The sequence below is a fragment of the Chryseobacterium rhizoplanae genome (assembly GCF_900182655.1).
GTDB lineage: Bacteria > Bacteroidota > Bacteroidia > Flavobacteriales > Weeksellaceae > Chryseobacterium > Chryseobacterium rhizoplanae.
In genome coordinates this window covers 157,589-170,866 of record NZ_FXTC01000005.1, presented here as the reverse complement: position 1 = coordinate 170,866, position 13,278 = coordinate 157,589, and the positions used below count along the sequence as shown (strand labels likewise).

At 37.7% G+C, this 13,278-nt stretch carries 12 protein-coding genes; 5 read left to right on the top strand and 7 right to left on the bottom strand.

Annotated features, from left to right (window positions below):
• Positions 1–179 precede the first annotated feature (179 nt).
• Entirely contained in the window at positions 180–2,306 is a 2,127-nt protein-coding gene (locus FN817_RS13270; RefSeq protein WP_142718362.1) for a type IA DNA topoisomerase, read from the top strand.
• A gap of 141 nt (positions 2,307–2,447) precedes the next feature.
• Here the strand turns inward: FN817_RS13270 and FN817_RS13265 are convergent, their stop codons facing one another.
• The 3 genes from FN817_RS13265 to FN817_RS13255 all read right to left on the bottom strand — a co-directional run bounded on the left by FN817_RS13265 (position 2,448) and on the right by FN817_RS13255 (position 4,658).
• Positions 2,448–2,942: a hypothetical protein gene (locus FN817_RS13265; protein WP_142718361.1), complete on the bottom strand. Its 495-nt coding sequence runs from the start codon at positions 2,940–2,942 to the stop codon at positions 2,448–2,450.
• Positions 2,943–3,164: 222 nt separating this feature from the next.
• On the bottom strand, positions 3,165–4,019 hold the full coding sequence (locus tag FN817_RS13260) for a helix-turn-helix domain-containing protein (RefSeq protein ID WP_142718360.1): 855 nt from the start codon (positions 4,017–4,019) through the stop codon (positions 3,165–3,167).
• A gap of 213 nt (positions 4,020–4,232) precedes the next feature.
• Positions 4,233–4,658 carry a hypothetical protein gene (locus FN817_RS13255; protein WP_228451554.1) on the bottom strand — a complete coding sequence of 142 codons (426 nt, stop codon included), beginning with the start codon at positions 4,656–4,658 and terminating at the stop codon, positions 4,233–4,235.
• A gap of 183 nt (positions 4,659–4,841) precedes the next feature.
• Here FN817_RS13255 and FN817_RS13250 point away from each other — a divergent pair, with 183 nt between their 5' ends.
• Together FN817_RS13250 and FN817_RS13245 are read left to right on the top strand one after the other, a co-directional pair.
• A complete protein-coding gene (locus FN817_RS13250) occupies positions 4,842–5,264 on the top strand; it encodes a PaaI family thioesterase (RefSeq protein ID WP_142718359.1) in 423 nt (140 codons plus the stop codon).
• A 118-nt stretch (positions 5,265–5,382) separates the two neighbouring features.
• Complete coding sequence (locus FN817_RS13245; RefSeq protein WP_142718358.1) at positions 5,383–5,727, top strand: phage holin family protein; 345 nt, start codon at positions 5,383–5,385, stop codon at positions 5,725–5,727.
• Between the two features lie 50 nt (positions 5,728–5,777).
• Here FN817_RS13245 and FN817_RS13240 read toward each other — a convergent pair whose 3' ends face one another.
• Positions 5,778–6,581: a chitobiase/beta-hexosaminidase C-terminal domain-containing protein gene (locus tag FN817_RS13240; RefSeq protein ID WP_167498863.1), complete on the bottom strand. Its 804-nt coding sequence runs from the start codon at positions 6,579–6,581 to the stop codon at positions 5,778–5,780.
• Positions 6,582–6,853: 272 nt separating this feature from the next.
• Between FN817_RS13240 and FN817_RS13235 the strand changes: the two genes are divergently transcribed.
• Entirely contained in the window at positions 6,854–8,848 is a 1,995-nt protein-coding gene (locus FN817_RS13235; protein WP_142718356.1) for a S9 family peptidase, read from the top strand.
• Positions 8,849–9,174: 326 nt separating this feature from the next.
• Complete coding sequence (locus tag FN817_RS13230; RefSeq protein ID WP_142718355.1) at positions 9,175–9,666, top strand: DNA-deoxyinosine glycosylase; 492 nt, start codon at positions 9,175–9,177, stop codon at positions 9,664–9,666.
• Between the two features lie 180 nt (positions 9,667–9,846).
• Here the strand turns inward: FN817_RS13230 and FN817_RS13225 are convergent, their stop codons facing one another.
• The 3 genes from FN817_RS13225 to FN817_RS13215 are packed head-to-tail and all read right to left on the bottom strand — an operon-like array spanning position 9,847 to position 13,170.
• Positions 9,847–10,878, bottom strand: a complete 1,032-nt coding sequence (locus tag FN817_RS13225) for a phosphotransferase enzyme family protein (RefSeq protein ID WP_142718354.1) — start codon at positions 10,876–10,878, stop codon at positions 9,847–9,849.
• Positions 10,869–11,783 carry a nucleotidyltransferase family protein gene (locus tag FN817_RS13220; protein WP_142718353.1) on the bottom strand — a complete coding sequence of 305 codons (915 nt, stop codon included), beginning with the start codon at positions 11,781–11,783 and terminating at the stop codon, positions 10,869–10,871. The genes FN817_RS13225 and FN817_RS13220 overlap by 10 nt, the downstream gene beginning before the upstream one ends.
• On the bottom strand, positions 11,773–13,170 hold the full coding sequence (locus FN817_RS13215) for a Gfo/Idh/MocA family protein (RefSeq protein WP_142718352.1): 1,398 nt from the start codon (positions 13,168–13,170) through the stop codon (positions 11,773–11,775). The genes FN817_RS13220 and FN817_RS13215 overlap by 11 nt, the downstream gene beginning before the upstream one ends.
• Positions 13,171–13,278: the final 108 nt, after the last annotated feature.

Genomic DNA, 13,278 nt, shown 5'->3' with positions numbered 1-13,278 from the left:
AATAGAATCCAATCACCTTTGCATTTAAATAGATTGAAGGTATACATTGTAAAATTTTATATCCCTGCAATACATATCCTAATTCCTTCTCTTTCAGTTCTAAGCCTTCAATCCTTAACTAAATTTGAAAAGTCAAAAAAAATCACGATTTTTGCACTCCTTCAATAAAACCCGAGTTCATGAAATTATGTATTGCCGAGAAACCCAGTGTTGCCAGAGATATCGCCAAAGTATTGGGCGCTACCACGCCTAAACAAGGCTATATGGAAGGAAACGGCTATTGCGTGACATGGACGTTCGGACACCTTTGTACCCTGAAAGAACCTCACGATTACGGTCCGCAGTTCAAATCCTGGAATCTTTTTTCACTGCCTATTATTCCCAACAGTTTTGGAATCAAGCTGATCCCGAATAAAGGCGTTGAAAATCAGTTTAAAGTCATTGAAAAATTGGTCGAAGAATGTGATGAGGTCATCAACTGCGGGGATGCCGGGCAGGAGGGAGAACTCATTCAGCGTTGGGTATTGCAGAAGGCAAAATGCAACAAACCCATTCAGCGTTTATGGATTTCTTCATTGACGGAAGATGCGATTAAAGAAGGTTTTGCAAGTTTAAAACCTGCAGAAGATTATAAAAACCTGTATCTGGCAGGAAATGCCCGAGCGATAGGAGACTGGTTATTGGGAATCAATGCTACCAGGCTTTTTACCAAGAAATTTGGGGGCAATAAAGCAGTTCTTTCCATTGGAAGAGTACAGACTCCTACATTGGCGATGCTGGTTCAGCGCCAGAAAGAAATTGATGCCTTTACCACAGAAGAATATTGGGAGCTGAAGACCAAATACCGTGATGTTATTTTCAATGCGGCGATTGATCGTTTAAAAACGTTGGAACGGGCTGAAAAAGGACTGGAATACCTGAAAGTAAATCCATTTGAGATCGTTTCTTTCGAAATTAAAGAAGGAAAAGAAAAAAATCCACGACTTTTCGATTTGACCGGACTTCAGGTGGAAGCCAATAAAAAATATGGATATTCAGCGGAAAATACTCTGAACTATATCCAAAGCCTTTATGAAAAGAAGCACGTAACCTATCCACGTGTTGATACCACCTATCTATCCGAGAGTTTATATCCGAAAATAACGGGAATTCTTCAGAAAATGTACCCTTATCAGGATCTGATTGCTCCGTTACTGGAAGCTCCGATTCCAAAATCGAAAGCCGTTTTCGACGATACCAAAGTAACCGATCACCATGCGATCATTCCTACGGAAATTCCACCTTCCCAAAATCTGAGCAGGGAAGAAAAACTGATTTATGATCTGATTGCCAAACGTTTTATTGCGGTATTCTATCCGGAGTGTAAAATTTCCAATACACTGGTAGAAGGAAAAGTAGGAACCATTCCTTTCAAAACCAGCGGAAGACAGGTTCTTGAAGCAGGATGGAGAGCAGTTTATGCCAAAGAACCTAAAGAAGAAACTACGGATAAGGACAAAGAAAAAGAAGAAGAACAGACCATTCCTGAATTTATCGTGGGAGAAACAGGACCTCACGATCCAAAGATTCACCAGGGAAAAACCACGCCTCCAAAACCTTACACGGAAGCAACCTTGCTGAGAGCAATGGAAACGGCCGGAAAACAAGTAGAAGATGAAGAGCTGCGTGAGATGTTGAAGAACAACGGGATCGGAAGACCATCTACTCGTGCGAACATCATTGAAACCCTTTTCAAAAGAAAATACATCGAGAAAAAAAGGAAAAACCTCATCGCTACTCAAACCGGAATTCAGTTGATTGACACCATCGAAGATGAATTGTTAAAAAGTCCGGAACTGACTGGTGAATGGGAATCCAAACTTCGTAGAATAGAAAAAGGGGAGTATGAAGCCAACCTTTTCAAAGAAGAACTGATCCAGATGGTTACCGAACTTACCGAAAAAGTAGTCTACGGAAAAGGAAAAGTGATTACCCTTCAGGAAGAAGAAAAAGAAGAAATAAAGGAGAAGAAAAAAAGAGAACCTGCACAGAAAAAAGAACTTCAGTCCTGGGAAGAAACAAAATGTCCGAAATGTAAAGAACACAACCTCATCAAAGGAAAAACAGCAGTAGGATGTTCCGATTTCAAAAACTGTGGTTTTAAAATCACCTTTGAAATTTTTGGTAAAAAATTATCAGATAAACAGCTTTTAGATCTTGTTTTAAAAGGAAAAACTTCAAAATTAAAGGGCTTCACCACCCATCCGGAAGCTATTGCAGAAGGTATTTTGACTTTGACTGACGATTTTCAGACACAACTCAGCTAATCTATTTTTCTATATTTTCCCGATCTTTATCATAATACAAATACCTCTACTGAAGACGTGAAAATTCCCCTCCACTGGAGGGGTGGCGAAAATTCAAAGAATTTTTGACGGGGTGGTTTTACTTCTTTTCTTAATACACTATCATCCTGAAATTTTCACATTCTCTTTTCTCTGCTTCATAAACTGAAAAATTGATCCAATCACAAACAACATAAAAATAACAAGAAGAGTCTGACCAATAATCGGATCTTTGATATCCTTAGCCAAAGGATGTCCAATGGGAACTCTTGTAAAAGTCTCATTAACAGTTGGAACAAGGGACAGGAAAAAACTGAATGACAGCAAAAAATTCTCAAAATATCTGGCTCTCCTGCTTTCCTTTTTACCTGAGAACAGGAAATAGGCAGCAGAGATCAAAACAATGATAAATAATGAGAACACATGTCCTGCATTAAAACCTCCGGCTTTGGAGATGCCCAATGCTGAAAGTGATGTGATGAGGGTAGCGTAAAAGTAGACTTTTCCGGATAGATGAGCGAGGCTAATCTTACCATATTTGATAAATCCGATCATTGCTCCGGCAAGAGCACTTATACCAATGATGGTATGAAAAATTCCTAAAATCGATAGATTCATATTGATATTATTTTAAATGTATATTCATTCAGTTTCTTATTCTTTTTGCTTTTTATGGCATCTGAAGAGAAAATTTATTCCCTGAAACTGATGGTACAAATTTGCGATAGATACACAGAAATGATTTTGTGATTTCGTTCAAGAATTTGAGATTTTAGTTCAAAAAAACGCACTTCCTATGGATAAGAAATGCGTGTGTAATTTATAAAAATAGTTTTCAAATTATTTTTCTTTCCGCTTCTGGCGATAAGCTGACGGGGAAATATGATATTTATCGCTGAAATTTTTTGTAAAAGTTGCCAGATCATTAAACCCACAGTCAAAAGCGATATCAGTAATCCGTTCATCGGATATTAAAAGCAGTTCGGCGGCCTTTTCCAGCTTTTTGTTTCTTATATAATTGGCTGGAGTATCCTCATAAAGTTTTGCAAATTCTCTTTTAAAGGATGATATACTCAGATTACTTTTTTCTGCAAGCTGTTCAATGGTGAGCTGCGAAAACAAGTTGGCTTCAATGATTTGCTTAAAAGAGTAAGTGGTTGGAGAAAAAAGTTGAGATAAAATCAATTGAACTGCATTGGCATTCTGTGACTGAGCCAGCAATAACATGATCTCTTTTAGCTTAAGAATTAATATATCTTCATTAATGAGCGAAGGATTTTCAAAGTAAAAAAGCAATCCTTCTACATATTTTTGAATCAGAAAATCATTATTTATTTTCTCACTGGATTGATTTGAAACTATGTTTACAGGTTTCTGCAATAAAGAAGGCAACTCTCTGTCGTAAATTCTTTTCAGGATATCAGGGTAGAAGGTCACAATGACGACCTGGCAGTTACTTTCTAAATTTGAATTTTGAATATGCTTTCCTGAGCTGATACAGTTCAGAAACAGGGAATAATGGGTTGGAATATTAAATTCCTGCTCATCTGTCTTATATTGAAATTCTCCTTTGATCACATACAGAAAACAGGCCTGCTCCGAAACCGGAAAATCATATCTGAACGGTCCCGTCATATCAATCTTCTGTATCAGGGGCTTTCCAAATAATTCGTATTTTTTGTAATCATTCAGCATAATAAAAGGGTTTCGTTTTGAAAGAGAACCACGGGAAAGTTAAATAAAATTTTCTTGTAAAACGTAGTCTATCCGCACACTTTGTCATTCCGCAGGAATCCAGTCCTATACTTTTCATACCTTTTATTCTAATAAAAACATCTCAACTGAAGATGTGAAAATTCTCCTCTTCCGGAGGATGGCAAAAATTCAAATAATTTTTGACAGGGTGTTTTACCGGAACAATTTCTCATACCATCCGCCAACATCATTGCTCATCTCTTCATGATGCTTGCATAAAATCACAGCCAATTCCAGTTCAGATCTTTCAGATTTATAAGGATTCACGGTAAGGAAACCTAAGAAATTTCCATCCTGATCAACGATTGCCGGAGGATATGCTCCATATTCATTCCACGGAGAGTAGGTGCTGTGGGTACTTCCATAATTTCCATACCTATTCCAGATTGATTTTGAACTGAATACATTTCCGTAATCGCTGAACTTATTCCATATCGAATTCGTATCGAAGTTATCACAGTTTAAACATCCCAGATATTGATCCTGATCTGCACCGCCATACAAATGCAGTGTTTGCGCCTGAAAACTGAAGCATGCAACTAAACCTAAAAATTGGAAAAACCTTTTTAAACCCATCATAAAGTTTTCCTGCAAAGCTAATCTTTTGTACTGAAAAATTTTAATTATTCCTGAATAACCACACACCACAAAATCTTACAGGTTTCCAATATCTATAAGGTTTCTTACGGCTGGAAATTTTTAATCTTTAAATTCTTTAATCTTTAAATCAATTTCTACCTTTACATACAAATTCAAAAAATAATGACACCAGAGAAAAGAAAACTCATCACAGACAGCTTCAGCCGCTCGGAAACTTTACAATTCTATAAAGCAGAACTATTGGAAGTGGAAACTGATTTTATATCCATGAAGATTCCCAAAATGGAAATGATGACCAGAAAAGCAGGAATGTTCAACGGCGCTATGATCGCTTCTCTGGTGGATGTTTCTTCAGGGTATGCAGCGGTAAGTCATTATCCGGAAGACTGCTATGTGGTAACTGTTGAATTGAAAGTGAATTACCTTCGTCCTGCTATGGGAGATGCTTTGGTTTCAAAATCCTATGTCATCAAAGGCGGAGGGAAAATCATTGTGGTAAGAACGGAAATCTATGTTCAGAATGAAGGTTCAGAATCAGAAAGTCATGTAGCGACCTCATTGGTCACTATGATGAAAATAAAATAACAGGTTTGGGTAAGTAACAGGCAAAATATTCCTTAAATAAGGGGTTTCGCGGAATTCTTTTTTTTGAAATGGAATGGCTTTTGCTCCATATCCCCCATAAACATTAAAAAATATCACAATGAACTTAATTATCCGACTATTTATTACAGCAATTGTTGCTTATCTTTTAACCAAAATTCTACCGGGAGTACATTTCGAAGGATTTTCTTCAGCCATTATCTTTGCGCTTGTGCTTGGGGTTCTTAACATATTTGTAAAGCCTATTTTAAGCCTGTTTGGCCTGCCGTTGACGATCCTTACTTTAGGATTCTTTGCTTTGGTAATCAATGCCGGAATTATCCTGATTGCAGACTACTTCATAGATAGTATGGTGGTAGACGGCTTCTGGTGGGCATTTATCTTCAGTATATTATTATCAATTGTAACTTCTCTGGCGAACTCAATGTTCTCTGATGGAGATTAATTGAAATCACAACATACCAACATAAAAATCCGCTCATCGAGCGGATTTTTTTATTTTTTGATAAATTTAAGTAAAACCAGATCTCCCTTTGAATCTTTCAGTTTTAGAAAATAGTTTCCTGAAATAAGATGACTGATCGTGATTTCTTTGGTAAACAGATCCTTTAAAAGAACTTTTCCACTGATATCTATAATCTCATACTCCCGGAACTGGCGGTCGGTATTTACTTTTAAAATATCGGAAACAGGATTCGGATATACTTTGATCAAAACATTGTTGTTTTTTGACAAGGTTTCATGGCTTTCTAAAAATAAGCATGAAGGCGGAGTCGTTATGACACCATTTGTAAAATCATAATATATAGTACTTCCCGCAGGAATAAGATTGGTACTGATGGTTTGGGGAATATTCTCAAAAAGGGTACAGTTATTAAAACGCAGATTGGCATTTTCAAAATCTCTGGTTGTTTTGTACCATGAATCGCACCCTGCAGGCTGCATCGTTATTCCCGGCCAGAATGTATCCATAGCAAAACCGTTGACAGCATTCGGGTTAACCATGTCAACCATTACACAGCTTCCCGCCGTCCACGTAGAAGGTGCTTTAAAATAAATGGCTGCCGAAGGAATAATTCCGGTGTAATATTTTTTGCTCATAATCGCAGAAGAATTTCCCTGTCCGTCAACCAGAAACGCCTTGATTTCTTTATTTTGGTTAATAAGGATCTGTACATTGTTAGGTGCAGAGCTTGAACTCAGAGTCGGGGTACTTCCATCAGTGGTATAATAAATCGTGCCGTTTCCTGAAATAGTGACTTGATAAGGATTATCATAATGACTTGCAAAGGGGCTCATTGTGAGCTGTGAAAAAAACAATGAGGACACAAAAAATGAAGAAAAAAGTAGAAATTTTTTCATGTAAAAATGGATATTAGTTTAGTTTTTATAAAATTAATAATATTTATCTATAAATAAATCAATTATTTTTCAACTTTAAAAAACTTAAATGTTAATTCTTTCGTCCGTTTTTATTTTAAATATTAACTTTGGCAATCTTTGAGTTTAATAAAAGGAGAGTATGAAATCAGCAGGATTCCGTACATCCGTTAAAAAATGAATATCAACATATGAAACTTAAGTACAGTCTGCTGGCCTTGGCAGCTCCGCTTTTAATGAATGCACAACAAGTAATGACACCTGAAATTCTTTGGACTTTGAAAAAAGTTGGGGTACAGGCTGTTTCACCGGATCAGGGTTCACTTATCTATAAAGTAGGACAGGTAGATCTGAAAACAGAAAAAACAAAAAACGAGAACTATTTTCTGAATGTTCTTAATAATCAGTCTTCCAAAATTGATTTCGGTAAAAAAGCCCTTATTCAATGGGATAAAAACGGGATCTATGCTCAGGAAGGCGATAAAATCTATCTTTCTAAAGATGCAGGAAAAACCTGGACAGAATTTTATACCATCGGTGAAGTTGATAATGTTGTCATCTCTCCGGACGGGAAGAAAATTGCTTTCAGCAAGCAGGTATTGGTAGAAAAAGTAATGGGGAAAGATAAATTTGCTGATACTCCTAAAACGACTGCTCAGGTATATACAGACCTGAACCACAGACACTGGGATTATTTCAATGAAGGAAAATACAACCATGTATTTGTAGTGAATACTTCTGATAAAGCAGAATCTGCTAAAGACCTGCTGGAAGGAAAAATGTGGGATTCTCCTCAGAGACCTTTCGGAGGCGCTGAAGACTTTATCTGGAGTGCTGATTCTGCACAGCTTTTATATGTTACAAAACCTAAAAGCGGAAAAGAATATTCTACAAGCACCAATACGGATATCTTTGCTTACGATTTAGCATCAGGTACAACCAAAAATCTTACAGAATCCAACAAAGGATATGATGTAAATCCTAAATTCAGTCCGGATGGAAAATCTTTGATCTGGCAGAGCATGGCCAGAGATGGGTATGAAGCAGATAAGAATGATGTAAAAATCATGGATTGGAAGTCTGGGAAGACAACTAATCTGACTTCGGGATGGGACGAAAGTGTTTCAGGAGATGTATTTTGGGGAGCAGATTCAAAAACGATCTATTTCACAGCAGCATTCAGAGGAACAAAGCAGCTTTTTGCCCTGGATTCAAAATCAGCAAAAGTACAGCAGATTACCAAAGGAGATTTTGATGTAAACGAAATCTTTACAGACAATAAAACTTCACTTTTAGTAGGAAGAACAGATGTAAACCATGCAACAGAATTGTTCTCTGTAAACGTTAAAAACGGAGAAATGAAGCAGGTGACTGAAGCTAACAAAGAAACATATGCTAAGCTGGCTCAGGGAAAATCTGAACTTAAAATGGTGAAAACTTCAGACGGTAAAGAAATGGGTGTGTGGTTCCATTACCCGCCAAATTTTGACCCGAACAAAAAATATCCTACTTTGGTTTACTGTCAGGGTGGTCCGCAGTCTGCTCTTACTCAGTTTTTCAGTGTAAGATGGAACTTTGCTTTAATGACAGCCAACGATTATATCGTGGTAGCTCCAAACAGAAGAGGTATGCCGGGCTGGGGAACAAAATGGAATGAAGAAATTTCAAGAGACTGGGGCGGCCAGCCGATGAGAGATTATCTGGCAGCAACAGATTTTGCAAAAACGTTACCTTACGTAGACGGTGACAGAGTAGCAGCGGTAGGAGCGAGCTACGGAGGATACAGCGTATTTATGCTTGCTGGGATTCATGAAAACAGATTCAAAACATTCATTGCACATGATGGATTATTTGATATGAAATCTTGGTACCTGACTACCGAAGAACTTTGGTTTGCGAACTGGGATCTTGGTTCACCATGGGAAAAGCCACAACCAAAAGCATACACAGAATTCAACCCAAGCAATTTCGTAGATAAATGGAACAAGCCAATTATGATCGTTCAGGGAGGAATTGACTTCCGTGTTCCTTACGAGCAGGGTCAGGAAGCTTTCCAGGCTGCAAAATTAAGAGGATTAAAATCTAAACTGGTTTACTTCCCGAACGAAAATCACTGGGTACTTCATCCACAAAACGGATTGGTATGGCAGAGAGAATTCTTCGATTGGCTGAAGGAAACTTTGTAAGATCAAGAAAAATAAAATATCAATAGAAACGGGCTTTAGCCCGTTTTTTTATGATTAAAAATTCCGACGGCTTTAGCCAAAATCTAAACAACCTGAGTTTAAGATAAGAATTTTCTATTGTAATCAGGTTGGAAGCTGGGAGCTTGAAGAGGGAAGCTATTGAGGTTGTAAACAACAATTTTTTTCCTATTTTTAAATAATAATAATTAATGTATGGCTAATAGTAACTTCCAGCCTCCTTCTTCCAGCTTCCAATAGCCTGAATTTGTAGATAGGAAATAGTCTAATCAGCATAATCTGGCGAAATAAAATCTCTATATTTGAATATGCAAAACCGGATTTCTTCATTTTCACCCCTTATCGATAATCAGTCCCAAATTATCATTTTAGGATCGATTCCCGGAGTTAAATCACTTGAAAAACAACAGTACTATGCGCATCCTCAGAACAAATTCTGGAAAATCATCTTTGAATTGCTGAACGAAGAGTTTACTGAAGATTATAATCAAAGAATCGAAACATTGAAGAAACATCATATTGCCCTTTGGGATGTCATTGATTCCTGCGAGAGAAAAGGAAGCCTTGATTCTGAAATCAGAAATGAAGAAGCCAACCAGATCGCTGAACTGCTGGAAGAACACCCGAATGTCAGAGCCATTTTCTGCAACGGAGGAAAATCCTATAAAAATTTGCAAAAACTGTTAGGGAAAAATTATAAACTGCCCATTTTTCTATTGCCTTCTACGAGCCCGCTTCATACAGTTTCCTTTGAGAAAAAGCTGGAAGAGTGGAAGAGGATACTTGAGTTTTTAGGTTGAGGGAGTTGCGGAATTCGGGTAGCGAGTTTGAGGGTTTGAGAGTGGGAGAGTTTTTGAGTTGTAAGAATATAGATTCATACGAAATGGACAAATATGACGTATTATCTATCCGTACACCTTGTCACTCCATAGGAGTCTGTTTTTACTCTATTATTCTCAAACTCTCAAACCCTCTCACGCTCAAACTCTCAAATATTCTCTCAATCCTTTCAACAGCTCCAGCTGGTTTTTAGTCCTATCCAGATTGTGCTCAGGATGTGTAATAGAATAGTAAGTGCTTCCGTTCAGATAGTCTGTTAAAAAACGAAGCTCCTGGATATAAATGGCGACCTGTGCAGCATAATCGAGATTATCAGATTCTTCCGGGGTCAGTTTTTCCTTCAGATAAAATAAAAATCCTTCTTTTACAACCTTATACATTTTAGGGTTGAAATTATTTTGGGCACTGCCGTCATCTTCATTCGTTGTATTGGTATAAGATTGGATCATTGTTCCAAAATCATATAAAATAGTAGAAATCATCATCGTATCAAGATCAATAACCGCTAAAGGACGATGATTTTGATCAAACAGAATGTTGCTGATTTTTACATCGGCATGGATGATTCTTTTGGGAATCCGATTGTTTTTCTCCATTTCAATCCATTGGTCAGGCAAAGACAGCAACTGATTGGTGATTTCTATTTCAGCTTTTGCATTTTCTTTTAAATAAGGAGCTGCATTCTTTAATGAATTTTTATAATCCGAAACCCTTTTCTCAAAATTAAGGAAATTAGGAAGTGTATCTTCAATAGCAGGCAGCTTTTCAGTATTTACAGTGGAGAGGAAATAACTGAAGGTTTTGGCTGCTTCAAAAGCCGTCTGCAATGAAGGAGCAGTAAGAAAAGTAGTACTGTTTTCTACAAAACTCAGCATGCGCCATGGATCATCATTGGCATCTTTCACCAAAAGTTCATTGGTAAGAGATGGAATAGGTTCTATGATTTTAAACTGATAGTCATTTGACTTTAGAAGTTCATTAATTATTAAATGATTGTTGACAATGGCTTCCGGCCGTTTGAAGACACGATTGTTGATTTTTTGTAAGATAAATTTCTTTCCCTGATCCTTATTTTCCAAAAGATAGGTTGTATTGATCAGGCCGTCAGTAATAGGAGTGAGACCGTAATTATCCGTACCAATAAATTGAATGACAATATCGTTTAACTCCATAAATTTTCCGGGTATCTGTTGTTTTTAATTTCCGATGTCAGAAAATCTTTAATTTCCTTTTTATCATCTGCATACGTGACACCCATCCATTGTGAAGGAGAAGCCTTTACCTTTACCTGTACTCTGTTTTCATCTATCATTCTCTGCACGGCAGAAGGAATATAAAACTCCTGAGCAGGCAGTGGATCAGACTCAATAAAGTCATAAAAATAAGCTTCCAGATAACAGAAAATATGAGGATGGAAAATAAAAAAATTCATAGACACCAAACTATCAGGGTCTAATTTTATGTTTTCGCCATTTTTAATATAAACAATAGAGTTATTTATTCTTTGAATGGAAGTCTGCTCTTCAACCTTGATGAGATAGTTTTCCGGATCAAGCGTACATATTCCTCTGGCTACCGCTCCATTGCCGCTCAATGTTGTTCCTACCGGATAAGCAATCATTCCCAGTTGTGAATCTGAAATATGATGATGGTTAATTTCATGTGCAGCCAACTGATACGCTTCCTTTCCGTAAAAATCATCCGCATTGATCATCACAAACGGCTCCTGGATCGAATATTTGGCACAAAGTACGGCATGAGCAGTTCCCCATGGTTTTTCACGATCTGGATAATCAAAACCCTGAAGTGAAATAGGAATGGTGTCAATCTCCTGATACACCCAATGCAGCTCAAAATTTTTAGTTTCTGAGATATGGTTGAGCCTATCAATATAACTTTGAGGAATCAGTTTGTTGACCACAATGACCACTTTTTGGAAACCGGCTTCCAGGGCATCAAAGATAGAATACTCCAGAATCGGGGAACCATTATCGAGTATTCCATCCACCTGTTTAAGGCCTTTGTATCTGCTGCCTAATCCGCCAGCTAATATGAGCAGTGTCTTCTTAGAACTCATCGGTCATTCCAAATACAGGTTTACGGGTTTTCCATTTTCCGTTGGTGAAATCAGGAATATCAACTACCTGGCCACCTTTGGCAATAGATTCTTCACTCAATGGCGTAATCGAATACCACAATGCAAGGTCATACACATCCATAGGGAATTCTATATTTCGTTTGATACATTCAATAAAAGTATTCATCACAAAGAAATCCATTCCGCCATGGCCGGCTCCTGCAGCAGTAGTTTCAAACTTTTTCCACATCGGATGATCGTGTTCTTTCATCCATTTTTCAGTATTGTCCCAACGGTGGGTATGGTTCATTGTTTTTTCAAAATAGATATGTCCCTGGTTGAAATCTCCCCATCCGAAATCCTGCCACAAGCCTTCAGTTCCCTGAACCCTGAAGCCAAGATCATAAGGTCTCTGTAAACTTGTATCATGAGTAAGAAGAATGGTTTCTCCATTAGCACAGGCAATTTGAGTAGTTACAATATCTCCCTGGTTGAATTTTACTTTTGCACTGGGATGGTTTTCTCCGCCTTTTGGATGTTCAACAATGTATTTGTGAAGTCCTACGGATTTTGAAGAGAATGAAGATAATCTTGTTAAGCGGTTTCCTCTGTTGATATCCATCATCACTGCTACGGGGCCTAATCCATGCGTAGGATAAAGTTCTCCGTTACGCTTTACATAGTGTTCAGTTCTCCATTTTGCCTCACTGAATCCTTTCTCTCCAAATTCTGCACCTGAATTATAAGGATTAACTCCGTCATTGAAAAGTACGCCTCTCAGGTCATGCTGATAACCGCCTCTTCCGTGTACCAGTTCTCCAAACATACCTTTGCGGACCATATTCAGAATGGCCATAATATCTCTTCGGTAGCATACATTCTCCATCATGAAGATAGGAACTTTTGTTTCCTCATATACTTTTACAAATTCCCAGCAATCCTGAAGCTTTATGGCTCCGGAAACTTCCATACCCACAATTTTCTTTGCACGCATTGCTTCAACCCCTTGCGTAAGGTGCCATTCCCATGGGGTAGCAATGACAACAGCGTCAATTGTTTTTAATTTTAAAAGATTTCGATAGTCATATTCACCATTGGAAAACTCCTGAGCAGCCGGTTTATTATTGTCTTTTAATATTTTTTGTGAAGCTGCAAGCATTCTTTTCTCCGGATCTGCAAACGCAACAATCTCTACATCATTACGTTTTGCCAGTAATTTTACATGTTCCTGCCCACGAAGGCCGACACCGATGAAACCGACGCGGACTTTTTTATCTGTTTTAAAATCATTGGAATAGGCAAATAATGAATTGGGTAAAACCAATGCCCCAAAGCTTGCCAAAGCTGCCGTCTTAAGAAAGTTCCTGCGCGAATTACTATTGTCCATCTATTTTTTTCCTAAATATATTAAAACTTTTGTAAATCCCGATGGCGTGAGAGATATTAAGTGGGAGGGATGTAGAGTTTATGAGTTACGGGGTGCGTGGTGCGAGCT